Source organism: Rossellomorea vietnamensis (genome assembly GCF_008180615.1).
GTDB lineage: Bacteria > Bacillota > Bacilli > Bacillales > Bacillaceae_B > Rossellomorea > Rossellomorea vietnamensis_D.
In genome coordinates this window covers 251,240-273,695 of the sequence record NZ_VTEH01000001.1, presented here as the reverse complement: position 1 = coordinate 273,695, position 22,456 = coordinate 251,240, and the positions used below count along the sequence as shown (strand labels likewise).

18 protein-coding genes are annotated in these 22,456 nt (G+C 42.5%); 17 read left to right on the top strand and 1 reads right to left on the bottom strand.

Annotated elements, in window-relative coordinates:
- Positions 1–5 precede the first annotated feature (5 nt).
- The 17 genes from rbfA to FZC79_RS01250 all read left to right on the top strand — a co-directional run bounded on the left by rbfA (position 6) and on the right by FZC79_RS01250 (position 20,688).
- Positions 6–365, top strand: a complete 360-nt coding sequence (gene rbfA, locus FZC79_RS01330) for a 30S ribosome-binding factor RbfA (RefSeq protein WP_148945095.1) — start codon at positions 6–8, stop codon at positions 363–365.
- Between the two features lie 245 nt (positions 366–610).
- Positions 611–1,516 (top strand): tRNA pseudouridine(55) synthase TruB, encoded by a 906-nt coding sequence (gene truB, locus FZC79_RS01325; RefSeq protein WP_148945094.1) that lies wholly within the window; start codon positions 611–613, stop codon positions 1,514–1,516.
- 19 nt (positions 1,517–1,535) lie between these two features.
- Positions 1,536–2,486 carry a bifunctional riboflavin kinase/FAD synthetase gene (gene ribF, locus FZC79_RS01320; RefSeq protein WP_148945093.1) on the top strand — a complete coding sequence of 317 codons (951 nt, stop codon included), beginning with the start codon at positions 1,536–1,538 and terminating at the stop codon, positions 2,484–2,486.
- A gap of 129 nt (positions 2,487–2,615) precedes the next feature.
- Positions 2,616–2,885, top strand: coding sequence for a 30S ribosomal protein S15 (gene rpsO / locus FZC79_RS01315; protein ID WP_113929935.1), 270 nt, complete (start codon positions 2,616–2,618; stop codon positions 2,883–2,885).
- Between the two features lie 357 nt (positions 2,886–3,242).
- A complete protein-coding gene (pnp, locus tag FZC79_RS01310) occupies positions 3,243–5,363 on the top strand; it encodes a polyribonucleotide nucleotidyltransferase (protein ID WP_148945092.1) in 2,121 nt (706 codons plus the stop codon).
- Positions 5,364–5,851: 488 nt separating this feature from the next.
- Positions 5,852–6,850, top strand: coding sequence for a polysaccharide deacetylase family protein (locus tag FZC79_RS01305; protein WP_148945091.1), 999 nt, complete (start codon positions 5,852–5,854; stop codon positions 6,848–6,850).
- Positions 6,851–6,883: 33 nt separating this feature from the next.
- Entirely contained in the window at positions 6,884–8,128 is a 1,245-nt protein-coding gene (locus FZC79_RS01300; RefSeq protein ID WP_148945090.1) for a M16 family metallopeptidase, read from the top strand.
- A gap of 177 nt (positions 8,129–8,305) precedes the next feature.
- A complete protein-coding gene (locus tag FZC79_RS01295) occupies positions 8,306–8,539 on the top strand; it encodes a YlmC/YmxH family sporulation protein (RefSeq protein WP_148945089.1) in 234 nt (77 codons plus the stop codon).
- Between the two features lie 848 nt (positions 8,540–9,387).
- Positions 9,388–10,281, top strand: coding sequence for a dipicolinic acid synthetase subunit A (gene dpaA / locus FZC79_RS01290; RefSeq protein ID WP_148945088.1), 894 nt, complete (start codon positions 9,388–9,390; stop codon positions 10,279–10,281).
- 5 nt (positions 10,282–10,286) lie between these two features.
- Positions 10,287–10,883 carry a dipicolinate synthase subunit B gene (dpaB, locus tag FZC79_RS01285; protein WP_148945087.1) on the top strand — a complete coding sequence of 199 codons (597 nt, stop codon included), beginning with the start codon at positions 10,287–10,289 and terminating at the stop codon, positions 10,881–10,883.
- Positions 10,884–11,366: 483 nt separating this feature from the next.
- Positions 11,367–12,419 carry an aspartate-semialdehyde dehydrogenase gene (gene asd, locus FZC79_RS01280; protein WP_148945086.1) on the top strand — a complete coding sequence of 351 codons (1,053 nt, stop codon included), beginning with the start codon at positions 11,367–11,369 and terminating at the stop codon, positions 12,417–12,419.
- 102 nt (positions 12,420–12,521) lie between these two features.
- Entirely contained in the window at positions 12,522–13,760 is a 1,239-nt protein-coding gene (gene dapG / locus FZC79_RS01275) for an aspartate kinase (RefSeq protein ID WP_148945085.1), read from the top strand.
- Positions 13,761–13,776: 16 nt separating this feature from the next.
- Entirely contained in the window at positions 13,777–14,646 is an 870-nt protein-coding gene (gene dapA, locus FZC79_RS01270) for a 4-hydroxy-tetrahydrodipicolinate synthase (protein WP_262372118.1), read from the top strand.
- A gap of 348 nt (positions 14,647–14,994) precedes the next feature.
- A complete protein-coding gene (locus FZC79_RS01265) occupies positions 14,995–16,662 on the top strand; it encodes a ribonuclease J (RefSeq protein WP_148945084.1) in 1,668 nt (555 codons plus the stop codon).
- Positions 16,663–17,166: 504 nt separating this feature from the next.
- A complete protein-coding gene (locus FZC79_RS01260) occupies positions 17,167–17,901 on the top strand; it encodes a ClpP family protease (RefSeq protein WP_148940346.1) in 735 nt (244 codons plus the stop codon).
- The gene (locus tag FZC79_RS01255) at positions 17,898–18,104 is read left to right on the top strand and encodes a YlzJ-like family protein (RefSeq protein WP_148945083.1); all 207 of its coding nucleotides are present in this window, start codon (positions 17,898–17,900) and stop codon (positions 18,102–18,104) included. Before FZC79_RS01260 ends, FZC79_RS01255 begins: the two co-directional genes overlap by 4 nt.
- Positions 18,105–18,339: 235 nt before the next feature.
- Positions 18,340–20,688 (top strand): FtsK/SpoIIIE family DNA translocase, encoded by a 2,349-nt coding sequence (locus FZC79_RS01250; RefSeq protein ID WP_148945082.1) that lies wholly within the window; start codon positions 18,340–18,342, stop codon positions 20,686–20,688.
- 410 nt (positions 20,689–21,098) lie between these two features.
- On the opposite strand, the gene FZC79_RS01245 is transcribed toward FZC79_RS01250, so the two are convergent.
- Positions 21,099–22,055 (bottom strand): calcium/sodium antiporter, encoded by a 957-nt coding sequence (locus tag FZC79_RS01245; protein WP_148945081.1) that lies wholly within the window; start codon positions 22,053–22,055, stop codon positions 21,099–21,101.
- Between the last annotated feature and the right edge of the window lie 401 nt (positions 22,056–22,456).

The window sequence follows — 22,456 nt, the reverse complement described above, 5'->3', positions numbered from 1 at the left end:
TATTGATGAGCCATCGTTCTAACCGTGTTGGCGAGCAGATGAAAAAGGAGCTCAGCGATATTATCGGACGAAAAATCAAAGATCCAAGAATTGGCTTTGTTACAGTGACTGATGTAGAAGTATCAGGAGATCTGCAGCAGGCCAAGGTGTTTATAACCGTCCTCGGAGATGAGGAGCAGAGGGAAAACACTTTGAAGGGATTGGCAAAAGCTAAAGGATTTATTCGTTCGGAAATCGGACAGCGAGTTCGTTTGCGTAAAACACCTGAACTCATTTTTGAATTTGATGAATCGATCAACTATGGAAATCGCATCGAATCATTGCTTAAAAAGATTCAAGATGAACCTGAAGAAAAGCAGGACTGATTTTCCGCGAGGAAACAGCTGCTTGCTTCATCAATGGACAAGGGCTGACCAATTAATTCTGGTCAGCCTTTTTATTTGGTACATAATACTAACATGACCATAAGCGGGCTGCATGGGATCAAGAATGTGGTTTTCAGCCCAAGAAGATGTCTCCAAGCGAGCAGCATGGGTACATGAAAACAGTGTTCAGCCCAAGAAGAGGTCTCCAAGAGAGAGCAAACAAAAAAAGGAAGGCAGGGAAAGACATGAATGGAATATTACCATTATGGAAGCCGAGAGGGATGACTTCGCATGACTGCGTCTTTAAAGTCAGAAAGATTTTAAGGACAAAGAAGGTTGGTCATACTGGAACACTTGATCCTGAAGTGACTGGTGTCCTGCCGCTATGCATCGGCAGGGGAACAAAGATTGCCGAATACATAATGAACGGAGGAAAAGCTTATGAAGGAGAAGTCACCATAGGCAGGGCCACGACAACTGAAGATGCCTGGGGTGAAACAGTTTCAGAGAAAAAGGTAAGTGAACCATTTAGCAGGGAAAAGGTTTTAGAAACGCTTAATATGTTCCAGGGAGAAATTACCCAGACACCTCCCATGTTTTCCGCTGTCAAAGTGAACGGAAAGAGGCTGTATGAGTATGCAAGGGAAGGGAAAGTGATTGACCGCCCAAGCAGAAAAGTAATCATTCATCACATTGAATTGCTGGATGATCGAGAGGTCTTTGAAGGGGAAAGCATTAGTTTTAGATTCAGGGTTTCCTGCAGCAAGGGTACCTATATCAGGACTCTGGCAGTAGAGATCGGTGAAAAGCTTGGTTATCCAGCCCATATGTCTCAACTATGCAGAGTGCGCTCTGCTGCATTTGAGGAAAAAGATTGTGTCACTTTTGAAGAACTAGAAGAACTGGCAGGTTCAGGTGAGGCTGAAAAAACATTATTCCCCATTGAAACGGGAATCTCTCATTTGCCGAAATGGAATTTAAGTGATACATTAGCTATGAAAGTCAAGAACGGAGCAGTGCTTGAGATGCCGAATGATTGGCCGGATGACCAAGTTGCTATGAACCATGATGGCAGGACATTAGCGATCTATCAGGCTCATCCAGAGAAAAAGGGCATCATTAAGCCTGTAAAAGTATTATTCAATGATTAGCGAAAATAGGTGAGATAACATGAAGGTTATTACGGTCCATCATCCCCATTCTTTCGTTCCAGAGGATTTTCCTCCTTTGTCAATGGCACTGGGGTATTTTGACGGAGTCCATAGAGGACATCAGAAGGTGATCAAAACAGCTATCAAGGAAGCGGGAGAAAGCGGCCTGAGCACCGCTGTCATGACATTCGATCCTCACCCTTCAGTGGTTTTGGGACGAAAGCATAAGCATGTACACTATATTACACCGCTTCAGGACAAGATTAAGCTGATGGAAGAGCTGGGAGTAGAATATTTATTCATTGTCAGGTTTACATCGGATTTTGCCAATCTCCATCCTCAAGAGTATGTTGATCAGTATATAATTAACTTGAATGTACATCATGTTTCCGCAGGTTTTGACTTTTCCTATGGAAAGCTTGGAAAAGGGAACATGGAAACGCTTCAATTCCATTCAAGAGATAAATTCTCCTATACAACAGTGAACAAACTGACAGACCATGAAGAGAAAATCAGTTCAACTTTGATCAGGAAATCACTGGCTGAAGGAGAAGCAGAAAAGGTGGAACATCTCCTCGGCCGTTATTATTCTACTTCTGGAACGGTCATTCATGGAGATAAGCGGGGAAGAAAAATCGGATTCCCAACAGCCAATATAGAACTTTCCGATGATTACATCATACCAAAGCTCGGGGTTTATGCAGTGCGGATTTTTGTGCAGAATCACTGGCATAATGGAGTGGCCAACCTTGGATATAAGCCCACGTTCAATAATCCGGACGATAAGGTCCTGTCCATAGAGGTTCATATCTTTGACTATAACTCCTCTATCTATGGAGAAGAAGTAAAAGTAGAATGGCATAAGTATATTCGATCAGAGCAAAAATTCAATGGAATCCAGCAATTGATTGCACAAATCGAAAAGGATAAACAGGAAGCTGTATCATACTTTGAAAAATTATTAGTTTAGACTTGATTTATAGTAGAAAAAGTAGTATTCTAATTAACGTATGACAATGAACCTTTACTTGGCAGCTCGATTCACCAACGGCTTGCTGGGTCACAGGGGATTTTGAAAGAATATTAGGAGGTGAAACGGATGGCTATCACACAAACACGTAAAAATGAATTAATCAATGAGTACAAAACTCATGAGAACGATACTGGATCTGCAGAAGTTCAAATCGCTATCCTTACAGAAGAAATTAACACTCTGAACGACCACTTGCGTACGCATAAGAAAGACCACCACTCTCGTCGCGGTCTTTTGAAAATGGTAGGACGTCGTCGTAATCTTTTAACGTACCTGCGTAATAAAGATGTTGCGCGCTACCGTGATTTGATCAACAAATTAGGTTTACGCCGATAAGTGACTCAAAAGCGGGATTTTTTTCCCGCTTTTTATTTAGGTTTAAGGCACTCGCTATAATGGGAATACTGCTAACCAAACAATCAAGAATGAAGCAGCAAAAAGCTTTTGCTTTTTCATTTTTGATTGTTTACTTTCAAACTTGGAAGTATGCGGATTTTTCGCTGGCTAGTATTTTCATTAGTGCTGCTGGAGACTTTATAATTCTGGAAAGGGAAAGCAGCGGGAATATTCCCATCCAGGATAAGTCACAATACATATAAAAGTCGTTCATTCAATTAAAAATGTATATAACTGCTTCAAGGGTATGAGAGAAACCGAATACTCTTAATTGAGAAGTAAAGAGAGGGGTTCATTATGGAACAGGAAACAAAAGAATTTTCCATAGATTGGGCAGGCAGGAAGTTAACAGTAGAGTATGGTCAGTTGGCTAAGCAGGCCAACGGTGCAGCAATGATCCGTTACGGAGATACAGCTGTACTAAGCACGGCAACAGCATCGAAGAGTCCAAAGCCGCTTGATTTCTTCCCGCTGACGGTCAATTACGAAGAGCGTTTATATGCTGTAGGTAAAATTCCAGGAGGTTTCATCAAGCGTGAAGGACGCCCAAGTGAAAGAGCCATTTTGGCAAGCCGCTTGATTGACCGTCCGATCCGTCCGCTGTTCGCGGATGGTTTCAGGAATGAAGTACAGGTGATCAGCATGGTCATGAGTGTGGATCAGGACTGTTCTTCTGAAATGGCGGCAATGTTTGGATCTTCCCTTGCATTGACTCTATCCGATATCCCATTCCAAGGGCCGATTGCAGGAGTGCAGGTTGGTTTGATCCAGGGCGATTTCATTATCAATCCGAACGTGGAACAGCTTGAAAAAAGTGAAATCAACCTGATCGTTGCCGGAACAAAAGATGCCATCAACATGGTTGAAGCAGGTGCTAACGAAGTTCCTGAAGAAACGATGCTTGAAGCGATTATGTTCGGACATGAAGAAATTAAAAGATTGATTTCCTTCCAGGAAGAAATTGCTGCCCAAGTTGGCAAAGAAAAGATTGAAGTTGAACTCTATCAAATCGACCAGGAACTTGAAATGGAAGTTCGCGGCATATGTGAAGAAGATATGATCAAAGCGATTCAAGTGCAGGAAAAGCATGCCCGTGAAGCAGCGATCAAAGAAGTGAAAGATGAAGTCATCGCTAAATTCGAAGAGAAAGAAGCTGGCGATGATCAGCTTAAGCAGGTTAAACAGGTACTGGACAAGCTGGTCAAAGGTGAAGTCCGCCGTTTGATAACTGAAGAGAAGCTTCGTCCTGATGGCCGCGGCCTTGATGAAATCCGCCCGCTTGCATCCCAAGTAGGCCTTCTTCCAAGAACTCACGGTTCTGGTTTGTTCACACGCGGACAGACTCAGGCGTTAAGCATTTGTACCCTTGGTGCTCTTGGAGATGTACAGGTACTTGACGGCTTGGGTCTTGAAGAGTCAAAGCGGTTTATGCACCATTACAATTTCCCATTATTCAGTGTGGGTGAAACAGGTTTCCTACGCGGACCTGGACGCCGTGAAATCGGGCATGGTGCACTGGGTGAAAGAGCACTAGAGCCAATCATTCCAAATGAGAAGGACTTCCCTTATACAATCCGCCTTGTTTCCGAAGTGTTGGAATCTAATGGGTCAACCTCCCAAGCGAGTATCTGCGCAAGTACTCTTGCGATGATGGATGCCGGAGTGCCGATCAAAGCACCTGTAGCCGGTATCGCCATGGGCCTTATTCAATCAGGGGAACATTATTCAATCCTGACTGATATCCAAGGAATGGAAGACCATTTAGGGGACATGGACTTTAAGGTAGCAGGTACTTCTAAAGGAGTAACAGCATTGCAGATGGATATCAAAATTGAAGGTCTTTCAAGGGAGATTCTTGAAGAAGCACTTCAACAGGCCAAGAGCGGCCGTATGCATATCTTAGACAGCATGCTTTCAACAATCTCTGAATCACGCGGACAATTATCACAATACGCGCCTAAGATTCTTATGATGGCGATCAATCCGGATAAAATCAGGGATGTTATTGGGCCGAGCGGAAAACAAATCAATAAGATTATTGAAGAAACCGGCGTAAAAATTGACATCGAACAAGATGGTACTGTATTCATCTCTTCCATTGATGAAGAAATGAATAAAAAGGCTAAAAAGATCATCGAGGATATCGTTCGTGAAGTAGAAGTCGGGCAGTTATATCTTGGTAAAGTGAAACGTATCGAGAAATTCGGAGCTTTTGTTGAAATCTTCAACGGAAAAGACGGCTTGGTTCATATCTCTGAACTGGCTGAAGAGCGAATCGGAAAAGTTGAGGATGTCGTCAGCATCGGTGACGAACTGCTGGTGAAAGTGACTGAAATCGATCGTCAAGGACGTGTCAACCTTTCTCGTAAAGCGGTAATCAAAGAGCAGCGCGAAAAGGCGGAACAAGCTGAAAAATAAGAAAAGATAATGATTGAAGCTGGCCATTATGGTCAGCTTCTTTCTTATAAGAAAAAAGATCGGTTTAGAATGAAACCGAAAAAAGAAAGCATCCACGAAGGGTTAATGAGTTCCCTGCAGTGGCAGCGCTGACTGCTTTTAACCGACTGTTTTCTATGTTAATGGAGAAGCAGCTCTCATCTTTCTCCCTAGTGTACTAGGGCTGTCCTTTTTGAGATTCACGTTAAATAGCAGCAAAGTTCAAAATCACTTAGCTAGAAGATGTGCGATATGTTAAAAAGAAGTCCTGCCAAGAGACATGTCTGTACATATGAAGCTGTCTATAAGGATATAAGGATGCTGATAAAACTGTTTTGTGGATCCATATGGGCAATCGCTGCTGTCCCTCTGCAAGTGAAACACATTTCTCCACCCCCGTCTGAACACCCAGGGTTCTACCTTGTCCTTCTTTTTCATATGTTGTAGGGATAAGAAAGGGTGATCAATAGATGAATTTTAAGGTACTGACCGGCATAGCTGTCTGCATCGCTCTGGCCATATTATCAGTTAGCAATCCAATGACAGCACAATATGTCAAGAGTTTGAAAGAACCGGCGGTGGCTGTGGATTCCAAGCCTGGAGACTTGATGGTGAAAATTAAATCAGAAGCAGAAAAATATGAAGTTTCCCCAATAGATGCGAAGAATGATCCTGTCTGGAAAGGAACACCAGGATATAATGGTTTAAAGGTGAATATTCAAAGTTCTTATGAGAAAATGAAGAAAGAGGGCAAATTTGACAGTGAAAGGCTTGTTTTCGAACAGGTTCCGCCAGAAACTCATCTATCAAACCTTCCGCCGCTTCCTATATATAGAGGAAATCCGGAAAAACCTATGGCTTCGTTTATCATCAATGTAGCATGGGGAAATGAATACATACCGGATATGCTGGCTGTCTTGAAGAAGCACCAGATATATGCCACTTTCTTTTTGGAAGGAAGATGGGTTAAACAGAATCCGGAACTTGCAAAGATGATTGCAGAGTCGGGACATGAAATAGGAAATCATTCTTTCTCCCACCCCAAAATGGAAACCTTAACTCCTCAAAAAATCAGGGAGGAAATGTCAAAAACCAATGAAATCATTGAAGCAACAACCGGTAGAAGAGTAAGTCTTTTCGGTCCCCCAAGTGGCGGGTTTAACGATGAAGTTGTAAAGATTGCGGATGAGCTCAAAATGAAAACGATATTGTGGAGTGTTGATACAATAGACTGGCAAAAACCCTCCCCAAATGTCATAGTAGAAAGAGTCACTTCAAAATTGCATAATGGTGCGCTCATTTTGATGCATCCCACAGCTTCTACATCATCGGCGCTGCCCTCGCTTATAATGGCAATCAAACAAAAAGAATTAAGAATTGGAACAGTCTCTAGTTTACTGAAGGAAGAAAGAATTATAAAAACAGGAAATAATTCTCTCCTAAAAGGAAAAAGTAATGATAAGAACTAGCAGATGTTGACAACATGAACAGGAGGAATTTTTTTGATTAAGAAATATACATGCTCAAATGGTCTAAGAATTGTTCTGGAGGAAATTCCAACTGTCCGCTCGGTGGCGATCGGTATCTGGATCGGTACTGGTTCACGCCATGAGAATAAAGAAAACAACGGTATTTCCCACTTTTTGGAACACATGTTTTTCAAAGGTACGGAAACCCGCAGTGCTCGTGATATCGCTGAATCTTTCGACAGCATCGGAGGACAGGTAAATGCGTTTACCTCTAAAGAATATACCTGCTATTATGCAAAGGTACTTGATAATCACGCGAAATATGCCCTTGATACACTTGCGGATATGTTCTTTAACTCGGCATTCGACGAAGAGGAATTGAAGAAAGAAAAGAACGTCGTGTATGAAGAAATCAAGATGTATGAAGATACTCCGGATGATATTGTCCATGATGTGCTGAGCAAGGCGGTATATGAAACCCATCCGCTGGGCTATCCGATCCTGGGAACCGAAGAAACTCTTGATACATTCAATGGCCATACATTAAGGGAGTACATGCACAACATGTACACTCCTGACGATGTAGTCATTTCAGTAGCTGGAAATGTGGATGCTTCGTTCATTAAAGAAGTTGAAGATCTTTTTGGGAAATATGAAGGCGGAAAAGGGCATGAGAAAAATGAGGCTCCTTCATTCCACCAGAATAAAATTTCCAAAAAGAAAGAAACAGAACAGGCTCACTTATGCCTTGGCTATCCAGGGCTGCAAATCGGCCATGAAGATGTCTACAGCTTAATCGTTTTGAATAATGTGCTGGGAGGCAGCATGTCTTCCCGCCTGTTCCAGGAAGTGCGCGAACAGAGGGGGCTAGCTTATTCCGTGTTTTCCTATCATTCAGCTTATGAAGACAGCGGGATGCTCACCATCTACGGCGGTACCGGAGCAAAGCAGTTGAACCAGTTGTTTGATACCATTCAATCCACTCTTACTACTTTAACAGCTGAAGGAATCACTTCAAAAGAATTGGCCAACAGCAAAGAGCAGTTGAAAGGAAACTTAATGCTCAGCCTTGAAAGCACAAACAGCCGGATGAGCAGGAATGGAAAAAATGAATTGCTGCTTAAAAAACACCGGACTCTGGATGAAATTGTTGAGGAAATCGATGGAGTTTCCATTGACAGGGTTAACAATCTGGGGAAAGAAATCTTCAGTAACGATTTTTCTGCCGCTCTTATCAGTCCTGATGGGCAAATGCCTTCCAATATAAAGAAAGCCTGACTACAAGCTTCGGCCTTTAAAGGGGTCGGAGCTTTTTGCTTTTCTATCTGATAAAAAATCCAAGTAATTTTCAACATTACTTCTAAAATGGAAAAGCACTTTATACATTTAGTATAAGGATAAATATATTAGGCTGGCTCTCGAAAGGGCTACATTACTGAAAAGCGGGTGACTCAAATGCGTCTTAGTGAACTAAGCGGGAAGGAAATAGTGGACTACAAGAAAGCTGAACGATTGGGTGTGCTTGGACAGACAGACTTGGAATTCAATGAACGGACAGGTCAAATCAACGCCTTGGTGATTCCTACAGGCAAATGGATGAGAAAGCAGAGCGCTGAAATCAGGGTGCCCTGGCATCAAATCCGGACAATTGGATCTGATATGATCATATTAGAAGTAGCGGAAGATTAAGAGACCAAAAGCCTCCTTGCCAAAGGAGGCTTTTTTGATGGACTTGAGAACCAATGGAAATGCCGGGGATGCCAGAGAGCTATGAGTGTGGTAATAAAGAAACCTCCCTTCAAAAATAAGAGAGAGCTCTCTCTTTATTTATTGAAATTTTTTTACAGTTAGAATGAACTTGATAATTGACCGGCCTATGGATACATGAGTGAGCTGTTTTCAAGCAACTCATGTCCTCAAGAGAGTGAGGTGGATACACGAGTTTGGTCCTTTCAAACAGCTCATGTTCTCAAGAGAGTGAGGTGGATACACGAGTGAGCCCTTTTCAAGCAGCTCATGTCCTCAAAAGAGTGAGGTGGATACACGAGTGAACGGTTTTCAAGCAGCTCATGTCCTCAAGAGAGTGAGGTGGATACACGAGTTTGGTCCTTTCAAGCAGCTCATGTCCTCGAGAGTGCGAGGTAGATACAAGAGGGAGCTGTATTCAGTCCCTCCGTGTCCATAAAGAAGCAATGTGCAGACAAAAGTGAGTGCTTTCCAGGCAGACCCACGTTCTCAGTCAGAAAGAACTAATGTACAACTAATTAGCTTGAGTTTGCCAGGATAAGCAATAATAGCTGTACTTGTATTTCACCCAGCTGAGCCTGCACAGGATTCAAAGTGATTTTAACAAATCATTTACCTTGAATTTGTTATCCGAACTGCGGTTTTATCTCCCGGGACATCCCCAATTCCCCTGGAATTATGGTTATTTTTCTTGCGCCACTCACCCATCTCCTTTACCCTTCATACAATGTTGAAGTGATAAACCTTTGCAGGTGGCAACGCGATTACGTTAAAAGAAGGTGAAAGCATTGATGTTGACTGGAATGCAGATCGCAGTCTTAGGCGGAGATGCTCGTCAACTCGAGATTATTCGTAAGCTTACAGAACTCGATGCGAAAATATCCTTGATAGGATTTGAGCAATTGGACCATGCATTTACAGGTGCGGTTAAAGAAAAGATAGATGAAGTCGAATTCAACGCCGTTGATGCGATCATCCTCCCGGTACCCGGAACGAACCTGGAGGGAGAAATCGAAACGATTTTTTCTAATGAAAAGATAAAACTTACTGAAGAAGCTCTAAAGGAAACTCCTTCACATTGCAAGATTTATTCAGGGATCACGAACAAGTACCTGAGCGAAATTACCTCTTCTGCAGAGAGAGAGCTGATACAGCTTTTTGAGAGGGATGATGTGGCAATATATAATTCCATCCCAACTGTAGAAGGAACGATCATGATGGCTATCCAGCATACGGACTTTACCATTCATGGCTCAAATCTGATCGTTTTAGGCCTTGGGCGTGTTGGAATGAGTGTAGCGCGGACGTTTCATCACTTAGGAGCGAGGGTGAAGGTTGGAGCCAGAAAGAGCGAGCATTTGGCACGCATCACCGAAATGGGGCTGATCCCGTTCCATATGGATGATCTTGAACAGGAAGTCAGTAATAGTGACATGCTTATTAATACGATACCCGCCCAAGTAGTGACGGCTGGAGTCATAGCAAAGATGCCGGCCCACACGCTTATAATCGATTTGGCATCTAAGCCAGGGGGGACCGACTTCCGATATGCAGAAAAACGTGGAGTGAAAGCTCTTCTTGCCCCGGGGCTGCCTGGCATTGTGGCTCCTAAATCAGCTGGACAGATTCTGGCGAACGTTTTGTCACAGCTGTTGCTTAATGATTTAACATCACGAAAGGAGTAATGAATATGAGTGTGAAAGGAAAACGTATCGGATTCGGCTTAACTGGATCACATTGTACCTATGATGCAGTCTTCCCAGAGATTGAAAGACTGGTGAACGAAGGAGCAGAAGTCATCCCGGTCGTTACTTCTACCGTTAAAAACACGGTTACAAGATTTGGAGATGGCGAAGACTGGATTCAGAGAATTGAAGAGGTAACAGGAAATAAGGTAGTCGATACTATAGTCAAAGCAGAGCCTCTGGGTCCCAAACTGCCGCTTGATTGTATGGTCATTGCTCCTTTAACCGGAAATTCAATGAGCAAGTTTGCGAACGCGATGACGGATTCTCCTGTGCTGATGGCTGCAAAAGCGACATTGAGAAATCACCGGCCGGTTGTTGTAGGTATATCAACGAACGATGCATTAGGACTTAATGGTGTAAACTTGATGAGACTGATTTCTGCGAAAGATATTTACTTCATTCCGTTCGGGCAGGATGATCCCGAAAAGAAACCTAAATCGATGGTTGCCAGAATGTCCCGCTTAGTGGAAACAGTGGAGGCGGCTCTTGAAGGAAAACAACTTCAGCCGGTAGTGGTCGAAAAATACCTGGATAGTTAACAGCAGCTTCCCTAGTACGAAGATTTTATAGAATCCAAGATTATGCCGCTCCAGTCAGGGGGCGGTTTTGGCTTGCCCTGGAGGGGAAGGGAGTTAATGCTAAAAACGGAAAGCAGACATACGGACTTCCTGACACAGCCAGCGAACCGAAATATTCCAGATGCGTTTCAACAAAAAATCATATTGTCCGATTATTGTTTATGTTAAAATACTCTTTATCACGGTAAATGATTAAAATGTTAATTATACCGAATTTTAAAATAAACAAGGCTTTCTATATTAGTTTTCGCAACATTTCATTCCTGGCAGCGGCAATACGTTTGTTTCTTATCGCAGGAGGCTTAGGGGTGTGCTCCTTGAGTTTTTTCGGGGATCAAGAATGAGTTGAAATTACTGCAAGCAAAGCTGCTGGACTTAAATGCAGGAAGAATGTGATGAAAACAGTGAAAGCTAAGGATCTATGGTCTGGGAGGAGAATGAAGTATGAATTCGAATGGATTTCATGTAGCAGTTGTCGGCGCAACAGGTGCGGTCGGACAGCAGATGATCAAAACACTGGAGAGCAGGGATTTTCCTATTGAAAAGCTGACTCTTTTATCTTCAGCTCGTTCTGCGGGCAAGAAAGTTGCTTATAAAGGGACAGAAATCACCGTTCAAGAAGCTAAAGCGGAAATATTTGATGATATTGATATTGCTTTGTTCAGTGCTGGAGGCAGCGTGTCTAAGGAACTCGCACCACAAGCGGCCAAACGCGGGGCTGTCTGTATCGATAATACGAGTGCATTCCGAATGGATCCGAATGTCCCTTTGGTAGTGCCTGAGGTGAATGAAGAAGAAATCAGAAATCATAAAGGAATTATCGCAAATCCGAACTGCTCCACTATCCAAATGGTTGCAGCTTTAGAACCTGTCAGAGAAAAATACGGATTGGAAAAAGTGATTGTATCTACTTATCAAGCGGTTTCCGGAGCCGGAGCGGCTGCAATCGATGAACTGCATGAGCAATCTCAGGCGATTTTGAATGGAGAAGAGCCAAAAGCAGAAGTACTTCCGGTTAAAAGCGGGAAGAAACATCACCAGATTGCTTTCAATGCCATTCCGCAAATTGATAACTTTGAAGAGAATGGCTATACATTTGAAGAGATGAAGATGATAAATGAAACGAAGAAAATCATGGCGATGCCTGACCTTAAGGTTGCGGCTACATGTGTAAGGCTTCCGATAGTCACAGGACATTCTGAAAGTGTATATTTTGAGATTAAAGATGATAATGTCAAAGTAGAAGATATCCAGACACTCTTAAAGAATGCACCTGGCATCGTACTTCAGGACTCTCCTGAAGATCAGCTGTATCCTATGCCGGCAAATGCAGTCGGCAGCAACGATATCTTTGTAGGAAGAATCAGGAGAGATCTGGATGACAGCCGCGGATTCCATATGTGGGTAGTTTCAGATAATCTGCTGAAGGGTGCAGCTTGGAACTCTGTTCAGATTGCCGAAAGCCTGATAAAACTAAGTTTAATTAAAAAGAAATAACAGCTTTTTTGAGGCTCATCCAGTAGTATATACCGTATCTTCCATGAAACAGTTGCAGTAAGGCCTCTTGTTTTTATATTTTAAAAACATCGGGGTGTAGAAATGAAAATAATTGTTCAAAAGTATGGAGGAACATCGGTCCGTGATGATAAAGGGCGTTCAAAAGCAGCCGGGCATGTGGCAAAAGCAATTGAAGAAGGTTTCAAGGTGGTCGTGGTGGTATCTGCCATGGGAAGAAAAGGGGAGCCATACTCAACAGATACATTGCTCTCTTTAATCAATGGCAAGGATACTAAGGTCAGTAACCGCGAACAAGATGTACTTCTATCTTGCGGGGAGACAATTTCCACAATTGTATTTACGAACCTGCTGCTGGAGATGGGAATCAAGGCAGCGGCTTTGACAGGAGCACAAGCAGGCTTCCGCACAAACAATGACCATACCAACGCAAAAATCACTGAAATGAGATGTGACCGGCTGCTCTCTGAATTAAAAGAAAACCAAGCTGTTGTAGTGGCTGGATTTCAGGGGGTCTCACCCAATGGAGATGTAACGACTATCGGCCGGGGCGGAAGCGATACATCTGCTGCAGCTTTAGGCGCAGCTTTAAGAGCAGAGTGGGTGGATATATTTACAGATGTCGAGGGGATCATGACCGCTGATCCACGAGTTACGGATAAAGCAAGGCCGCTTTCCGTTATTTCATACAACGAAGTGTGCAACCTTGCCAATCAGGGAGCTAAGGTAATTCACCCTCGCGCAGTAGAAATTGCCATGGATGCAAGAATCCCTCTTCGGATCCGTTCCACTTATTCAGAAAACCTTGGCACATTGGTGACTTCGCTGGAGAAAAAAAGGGAAAAAGGGCTGGAGAACGGGACGATTACCGGCATAGCGCATGTCGGAGGTCTCTCACAAATTAAAGTCTTCGCCAAGAAAGAGCAGTATAATCTTCAGTCAGAAGTATTTAAGGCGATGGCTAACGAGAATATATCGGTCGACTTTATCAACATATCGCCTCAAGGAGTCATTTACACGGTACCATCAGAACTGACCTCAAGGGCTTTCCATGTTCTAAAGAAATTGGGACACGAACCTTTGATTGAAACCGAGTGTGCGAAGGTATCAGTTGTTGGGGCAGGAATGAAGGGGGTTCCGGGGGTGACAGCCGGAATTGTTACAGCGCTGTCAGAGAACAACATCCGCATTCTGCAATCTGCAGACAGCCACACAACCATCTGGGTACTGATAAAAGAAAAAGATCTCAAAACCGCAGTGAATTCTCTTCATGACTCTTTTCAATTAGAGGCGGAAGAGGGTAAACTAAGTATAGAAGAATAAAAAGGAGTGGAGAACAGTGCATTTTGGGCGTGTATCTACAGCAATGGTTACACCATTCGATAATAAGGGAAATATTGATTTTCCAAAAACAACATTACTAGTAAACTACTTGATCGAAAACGGCAGTGATTCTTTAGTTGTCGGAGGGACGACAGGAGAGTCTCCGACTTTATCACAAGAAGAGAAACTAGCGCTTTTCCGGCACGTAGTGAAAGCAGTGAATGGAAGGGTCCCGGTCGTGGCGGGAACGGGAAGCAACAATACTTATGCATCCGTGGAGTTTACGAAAAAAGCTGTCGAAACGGGAATCGACGCCATCATGGTCGTTGTGCCTTATTACAATAAACCCAGCCAGGAAGGTATGTACCAGCACTTCAAGACAATTGCTGAAGCCACTGAGCTTCCTGTCATGCTATATAATGTGCCAGGCCGGGCAGTAGCAAAAATTGCTCCTGAAACGGTCATCAGGCTTTCTGAAATAAGCAATATCACAGCCGTCAAAGAGGCGAGCGGGGATTTGGATGCAATGACCGAAATCATCGCCAATACTCCTGATGACTTTCTCTTATACAGCGGAGATGACGGGTTGACACTTCCCATCCTTTCAATCGGAGGAACCGGGGTGGTTTCTGTAGCTTCCCACGTAATCGGAAATGAGATGCAGGAAATGATCAAGGTCTTCCTTGAAGGCAGCGTGCGTGAAGCCTCAAAACTGCATGGCAGATTACTGCCGGTAATGAATGGTTTATTTGCAGCTCCGAGCCCTGCGCCGGTTAAAACTGCACTTCAATTTAGGGGGATGGATGTAGGTTCCGTAAGGCTTCCGCTCATTCCTTTAACAGAAGAGGAAAGAACACAGCTGGCAGCAGTACTGAATTTGAAATAAAGGGATATGCAAAGAACGCAGTCGTACCCATCCGGCTGCGTTTTTTTTTGAGCAAACAGTCCATGATTTCATGAAGTACTGTTCTTGTCAAAAGTGTGACTGTCTTAAAAGCAAGGGTTTTCTGCAGTCAATTTTTCCCCAGAAAATAAATAGGGGCATGAAAAAATATGAAAGCCTGAATAAGAAAACGGCGAATGTGTAAAAGACAATATAATTGAACTGAATACCATAATATTTTGAATTTATTGACCGATTCTGATGATTTTCGTTGTAAAGATAAAATACGATAAAGTATAATGTATTTAACTGATTAATGATCGGGAATTACAGCATAGGAGGAAAACGACATTGAGCAAGAAAAAAAATGAAAGTATAAAGATCATTCCCCTTGGAGGAGTTGGGGAAATCGGCAAAAACATGTATGTAATTGAAGTGGATGAGGAGATTTTTGTCATTGATGCAGGTTTGATGTTCCCTGAAGACGGCATGTTCGGGATTGATATGGTCATCCCTGATATTCAATACCTGGTGGAGAACAAAGAACGTGTCAAAGGGATTTTTCTTACCCACGGACATGAAGATGCAATCGGTGCCATCACGTATGTTCTTAGAAAAATTAAAGCTCCGGTATACGGCACCAAACTGACCAATGCCCTTGTAAAAGGGAGACTCAAGGATGAGGACATGAAGGCAGATATCAAATTTTATAATGTCCATTCAGACAGCAAGCTGTTCTTTGATGGTGTCGATGTAACATTTTTCAGGACAACCCACAGCATTCCTGATTCTGTAGGAGTTTCAATCAATACATCTGAAGGTTCGATTGTACATACGGGTGAATTTAAGTTCGACCAGGCAGCTAAAGGCCTGTACCGCCCGGATATGGGGAAGATGGCGAAAATAGGGGATAATGGAGTGCTTTGCCTGCTTTCCGATAGTACAGAAGCAGAAAGGCCTGGTTATACAACCTCGGAAGAAGTGATTGCCAACCAATTGAACACCGCATTTCATTCAGCGAAAAGCAGAATTATCGTAGCTTGCTTTGCTTCAAACTTAATCAGGATTCAGCAGGTTTTCGATGCTGCTTTTAAAAACAATCGTAAAGTGGCAGTAGTGGGCAAAAGCCTTGAAAGAGTCTATGAAATTGCATTGAATATGGGATATCTCCAAATCAAGGAAGACGTGATCATCCCGATTCAGGATATCTCGAACTATAATGACGATGAAGTCATCATCATTGCCACCGGTGATCAGGGAGAGCCGTTTGAAGCACTCCAGAAAATGTCTAAACAAACACACAAACTGGTGAACATTCAGGATGGCGATACGGTCTTTATCACTGCCACTCCTTCACATGGAATGGAACTGACGATGTCAAAAACAGTGGACATGCTGTACCGTTCAGGCGCTCATGTGATGACAGCCAATAAGAAAGTCCACGTTTCAGGACATGGAAGCCAGGAAGATTTGAAGTTGATGCTGAATTTGATGAAACCAAAATATTTCATTCCAATACAAGGGGAATACAGAATGCTGATCGCACATGCCAAAGTTGCGAATTCAGTCGGAATCTCACATAACAGAGTGTTCATCCTTGATAAAGGGGATGTCGCTCAGTATAAAGATGGAAAAATGAGAATGAGCGGAAGGGTCCAAGCTGGAAATGTCCTCATTGACGGCATTGGTGTCGGTGATGTCGGCAATATTGTCCTTCGCGACAGAAAGCTTCTTTCACAAGACGGTATCTTTATTGTTGTTGTGACATTGAGCCGTAAAGGGAAAATTCTTGTCTCAGGGCCGGAAATCATCTCGCGTGGTTTTGTATACGTCCGTGAGTCGGAAAAATTGATGGATGAATCTACACAGCTCGTAAGACAAATTGTTGAGGGTTATCTTGCTAAAGGGACATTTGAATGGTCCAATATCAAGCAGGATATCCGCGATCAGCTGAACCACCTGCTTTTTGGCAAAACAAGAAGAAGGCCGATGATCCTGCCTATTATCATGGAAGTATAATTCTAATTCAGAAAGAGCCGCCCCTACAGAGGCCGGCTCTTTCTTTTGGTAAGGCCGTTTTAGCATATATTGTTGCTTTAGAAAAAATCCCAAGAGCCGGATTTTTCCCCGGATACCAAGAGTTTTATCTCTTATAGAGGGAGAGCAGCTCTTTTCTTTTCGGTGTTACCAGTTTTCATCCCTCTTAATATGGTTATTTTTTAAGAACTAGTATCAGCTAGCAACAAAGCTTACGAAAAGAGCCTTTGGTAAACACTTTAACGCTTAAATGCGCGATAATGAACAGTTGCTTTTAGTACAGTGAAATGAAAAAGTGCCTGATATTTGTATGCTTTTTGCAATACCAAGGATGTTTCATAAGAGGTGAATTTTCAGAAAGCCATCTCCCCTTGCCGGTCCCTTATATTTACTCCTTCCTGGCCTATCATGAATTGAAACACCTCAACAAGAAAATACTATTCCTATTATTGCTGAAGAAGGAGTGACTTAGGAATGAATTTTAATATGAATCAAAATGCGGATAAGAATGAGGAAAAAGAAAAAGAGGGTAAACCTACTGGCTTAATGGAAAAAATTCAACAGCTCGGGCAGACCAATGTACCTCAGCTATCAAGTGATTCTAATATCCATTGCTTAACGATTGTCGGACAGATTGAAGGACATATGCAGCTTCCTCCACAAAATAAAACAACTAAATACGAGCATGTCATTCCTCAACTGGTGGCAATAGAACAGAATCCGAAAATTGAGGGATTGTTGATTGTACTCAATACAGTAGGAGGAGATGTCGAAGCAGGGCTTGCTATCTCTGAAATGCTCGCTTCCTTATCTAAGCCAACCGTCTCTATCGTATTGGGAGGGGGACATTCGATAGGAGTCCCAATAGCAGTATCCTGTGATTACTCATTTATTGCCGGTACAGCGACAATGACCATACACCCTGTAAGATTAACAGGATTGGTCATCGGGGTTCCTCAGACTTTCGAATATCTGGATAAAATGCAGGACCGTGTAGTCAACTTTGTTACAAGGCATTCGAAAGTGACAGAAGAAGACTTCAAAGAGCTAATGTTTGCTAAAGGAAACCTGACAAGAGACATCGGTACGAATGTAGTCGGTGAAGATGCAGTGAAATATGGATTGATTGACGGAGTAGGCGGAGTTGGGGAAGCAATAAAGAAATTAAACGAGCTGATTTCTCTTAAAGGCGGCAGCAAAGAAGAAGGAATGCTGCAATGATCCTCCATACAACTGTTCCCCAAGAACTGATATTCCCTCCTGAAGAAAATGCATTTACACAGCAAGTCTTCATGGAATGGCAGGGCATTCCTCTGCTTGTTGAACAATCACAGCACCAATACAGAGTCGTCAGGGTCATGAGCAGTGATCCGGCTCACTATTTAAATGAGCAGGTTTGTCCTGGACAGTATCTTCAAATGTAATCTTTGGATTGATTTTCGCCAATGGCAGTATATGATATAATAAATGGAGAAAGCGGAAGTAAATAACATGTTTCTGACAAGCTTTCTCAAATATACGGGACTGGTTTTTCCTGCTTGCGGCTGAAGCTGGAAATGCCAGCCCTTTCTTCATCTATAAGACGTTGTGATCAAACGTCGGGGAATGATAAATGATCCGGAATATAAGCATATTAAATAGAATTTAGGTGAAAGAACTTTGGCGAAAAGAAAAAGAAGAAGCAGTAAGAAGTCGTCCAATATCAAACAGACAATTAAATATGAACTGATCGGCATGCTGATGATAGCCCTAAGTTTGATTGCTATCATACAACTGGGAGCGGTTGGAAAAGCATTGGTCCACTTTTTCAGGTTCTTTATGGGTGAGTGGTACATGGCTGCGTTCATTGCATTATTGGCTATGGCGGGATATTTGATGGTAAAAAGGGAAATGCCGGCTTTTTTTACAAGAAGGCTGGCCGGGATATACATAATTTTATTAAGTACATTACTTTTAAGCCATGTTAAGCTTTTTGAACTGCTTTCAAATGACGGGGCATTCCAAAATCCCAGTGTGATCGCAAATACATGGGAGCTATACTGGATGGAAGTCCGCGGGGAAGCAAGCACCTCCGATCTAGGGGGAGGAATCATTGGAGCGGTTTTATATGCTGTTTCTTTCTTTCTGTTTGATTCTGCCGGGACCAAGATCCTTTGTATGGCATTGATCGCTATCGGTATTGTATTGATTACAGGAAAGTCTTTCGGTTCCGCTCTTGGTAAAATGGGAAGTACAACTACGGAGTTTTTCGGAAACCAATGGCAGGCCTTCAGGGAAGATATGAAAGATTGGAAAGAAGAAAGAATCGAGAAGAAGGAAGTGAAGCAGCAAAGGAAGACAGAGAGGGTTAAGGCTGAATCAGAATCTGATCCAATGGTGGAACCCGCAGAAGAAGTAAAAGTGGAGCCGATTATTTCAAGTTTTAATGAAAGAGCCTATCCTGATGAGACAAATCCTCCTTTATCAGCTGAAGTTGATCAGACTGCTACAACACAACAGCAGGGAGATCAGGAGGAACCTTCCTCTTCAAGTGATGATGACGCTCCTCCAATAACATTTACAGAAGTGGAAAACAAAGATTATAAACTGCCGCCTATCTCCCTTTTAACAAGACCAACACAGACAGATCAAAGCAATGAGTACCAGATGATACATGCAAATGCGGCGAAGCTTGAAAGAACGTTTCAGAGTTTTGGTGTCAAAGCTAAGGTGACCCAGGTTCATCTTGGCCCTGCCGTTACCAAGTACGAGGTACATCCGGATACAGGAGTGAAGGTAAGCAAAATCGTCAATTTGAGTGATGACCTTGCCCTTGCCCTGGCAGCGAAGGATATTAGAATTGAAGCACCGATACCCGGAAAATCAGCCATCGGAATTGAAGTTCCTAACTCGGAAGTGGCAATGGTATCCTTAAGGGAAGTGCTTGAGTCCAAATCCAACGATAAACCCAATTCTAAATTGCTGATCGGCCTCGGCCGGGATATCACAGGTGAAGCCGTATTGGCCGAACTGAACAAAATGCCCCATCTTCTTGTGGCCGGTGCAACGGGAAGCGGGAAAAGTGTATGTATTAATGGCATTATTACAAGCATCTTAATGCGGGCAAAACCTCATGAAGTAAAGTTAATGATGATCGATCCTAAAATGGTCGAGCTGAATGTTTATAACGGAGTTCCGCATTTGCTTGCGCCGGTTGTAACGGATGCCAAGAAAGCTTCGCAGGCACTAAAGAAAGTTGTCAATGAAATGGAGAGAAGGTATGAACTGTTCTCTCATACAGGAACAAGAAACATAGAAGGCTACAATGAACATATCAAAAGACATAACAAAGAGAATGAGGAAAAACAGCCGGAACTTCCGTATATCGTTGTTATTGTCGATGAGCTGGCTGACTTGATGATGGTGGCTTCAAGTGATGTAGAGGATGCCATCACCCGCCTTGCCCAAATGGCGCGTGCTGCTGGAATTCATCTGATTATCGCTACTCAGAGGCCTTCCGTCGATGTCATTACGGGCGTCATTAAAGCGAACATTCCTTCTCGTATTGCTTTTGCTGTGTCTTCACAGACGGACTCCCGCACAATTCTGGATACTGGGGGAGCTGAGAAACTCCTTGGACGCGGTGACATGCTTTTCACCCCTGTTGGCGCATCAAAGCCAACACGGGTACAGGGTGCTTTTCTTTCGGATGAAGAAGTAGAAGAGATTGTCGATTATGTAATCGGCCAGCAAAGAGCACAGTATCAGGAAGAAATGATTCCTGATGAAGTACCTGAAGGAAGCAGTGCAGCTACTGTTGAGGACGAGTTATACGATGAAGCAGTACAATTGATCGCAGAAATGCAGACGGCATCTGTTTCCATGCTGCAAAGGAGATTCAGAATAGGATACACAAGGGCTGCCAGATTAATAGATGGAATGGAAGAACGGGGAGTTGTCGGTCCATATGAAGGCAGCAAACCTAGAACGGTTTTAATCGGAAAGCCTTCTGAAGAGCATTCATCATAAGGAGAATGCTGATGAAAATTCATCAGAGCCTTGAAGGAAGGCCATGTTCCTGAAGCAGGGGTTTGTACTAATAACATGTACCATTACTCAGAATCCCAGAATATGAATACAACTAAAGTAAATTGAATTAGTCGAAAAACAAGCTCAGAGCGAAAGTTTCTCTGAGCTTGTTTTTTGTTACAGGCTCGTTTCGTAAACTTTGTTGCTATTCCACACTTATTCCTAGGAAAGTAACCTAATTCACGGGTATAACCTCATAATTAGGAAAAGAAAAGAACTGCTCTTCCCGATTAGAAAGAAATACCTCAGTATCCAGGGGAAAAATAAGGCTCTTTGGATTTTTCCGATAGCAGCAATTTATGCGAGAACAGCCTAGTTTAAAGAAAACCAGCGTAATATAAATTAATGATTTAATTTCTTATAATGATAAAAATCATATATAGAACATAAGCGATAATCAGGAATATTCCTTCTGCTTTTCCGATTTTATAATTAGACCTGGAGAAAAGCAGTAAAATGACAGTAAGGAAAATCATAATGATAATGTCAGTAGTGATTTTACTATTTACCGCCAGAGGATGGATCGCAGCAGTAGTTCCCAATACGAACAGAATATTGAAGATATTGCTTCCTATTATGTTCCCTAATGCTATTTCACTCTCTTTCTTCTTCGCCGCAGTAATTGATGTGATTAATTCCGGTAAAGAAGTACCGATTGCCACAATTGTCAGCCCTGCTAATGTTTGACTCATTCCAAGATTAAGGGCTATTTCAGTAGCATTTCTTACGACTAGATCTCCACCAAATATTATTCCAACAAGGCCTGCTAGAGTAATCATAGCATTCTTGACCCAAGAAGTATGACTCTCTTCAGAAGAATCCACTTTTCCTTTTTCACGGCTGTTTCTTGCCACTTCAAAAATATAATATAAGAAAATGCCAAAAAACAATAAAATAACTAAGCCGTCGCCTTTTGATAGGAGGTTTTCATTAACTTCCTGAAGTGTTATATCACTGACTAAAATCAGCAGGACAACACCTGCCAATAATGTGAAGGGTATTTCTTTTCTAATCGTTTCGCTCTTTACCTCTAATGGATAAATAAATGCAGCCACACCTACAACCAATGCGGTGTTGATGATATTGCTTCCCACTACATTTCCTAAAGCAACTCCCGTATTCTCATTTAGTGCTGCAATTATGCTGATTGTAGCCTCCGGCGAGCTTGTACCCAGAGCAACAATTGTCAATCCGATTAGCAGCGGAGAGACATGGAAAGCCCTGGCAATATTTGAAGATCCGTCAACAAACAAGTCTGCACCTTTAATCAATAAGATAAAACCTGAAATTAACAAGAGATAAACCACGCTATGACCTCTTTTCTACATATAGCAGCTTAACTTATTTTGCACATAATCATTTTTTATACTCAGCGAATGTCTATGTGAATTAAATAATTCTGAGTGATCTTATGTAAGGGCTGAATTGTAAAAGTTATCAAATTTAAATAGTTAAAACTAACGAGCCGGGTTGTTTGGCTATAATCGGAAACTGAGCGGCTATGGCAGTTGAATCGGTTTCCAATTAATTCAAACAGTGCAGGAAGGACAATTGGAGGAATGTTTAGTATTTTAACAATCACCTGAAACTCAGACAAGAAATAAGATCAATCTTTACAGAGGGAATATACTTTTATAGAGCGTCTTTTATTCTGCATGCTAAAAAACCAAGTTGGCCGTTACATTTTATGGAGAATATCTGGCCCCAA

What these genes read in the sequence shown, in the direction of transcription:
- rbfA (WP_148945095.1), top strand. Translation starts at nt 6, where the DNA reads ATGAGCCATCGTTCTAACCGTGTTGGCGAGCAGATGAAAAAGGAGCTC.
- truB (WP_148945094.1), top strand. Translation starts at nt 611, where the DNA reads ATGAATGGAATATTACCATTATGGAAGCCGAGAGGGATGACTTCGCAT.
- ribF (WP_148945093.1), top strand. Translation starts at nt 1,536, where the DNA reads ATGAAGGTTATTACGGTCCATCATCCCCATTCTTTCGTTCCAGAGGAT.
- rpsO (WP_113929935.1), top strand. Translation starts at nt 2,616, where the DNA reads ATGGCTATCACACAAACACGTAAAAATGAATTAATCAATGAGTACAAA.
- pnp (WP_148945092.1), top strand. Translation starts at nt 3,243, where the DNA reads ATGGAACAGGAAACAAAAGAATTTTCCATAGATTGGGCAGGCAGGAAG.
- FZC79_RS01305 (WP_148945091.1), top strand. Translation starts at nt 5,852, where the DNA reads ATGAATTTTAAGGTACTGACCGGCATAGCTGTCTGCATCGCTCTGGCC.
- FZC79_RS01295 (WP_148945089.1), top strand. Translation starts at nt 8,306, where the DNA reads ATGCGTCTTAGTGAACTAAGCGGGAAGGAAATAGTGGACTACAAGAAA.
- dpaA (WP_148945088.1), top strand. Translation starts at nt 9,388, where the DNA reads ATGTTGACTGGAATGCAGATCGCAGTCTTAGGCGGAGATGCTCGTCAA.
- dpaB (WP_148945087.1), top strand. Translation starts at nt 10,287, where the DNA reads ATGAGTGTGAAAGGAAAACGTATCGGATTCGGCTTAACTGGATCACAT.
- asd (WP_148945086.1), top strand. Translation starts at nt 11,367, where the DNA reads ATGAATTCGAATGGATTTCATGTAGCAGTTGTCGGCGCAACAGGTGCG.
- dapG (WP_148945085.1), top strand. Translation starts at nt 12,522, where the DNA reads ATGAAAATAATTGTTCAAAAGTATGGAGGAACATCGGTCCGTGATGAT.
- FZC79_RS01260 (WP_148940346.1), top strand. Translation starts at nt 17,167, where the DNA reads ATGAATCAAAATGCGGATAAGAATGAGGAAAAAGAAAAAGAGGGTAAA.
- FZC79_RS01255 (WP_148945083.1), top strand. Translation starts at nt 17,898, where the DNA reads ATGATCCTCCATACAACTGTTCCCCAAGAACTGATATTCCCTCCTGAA.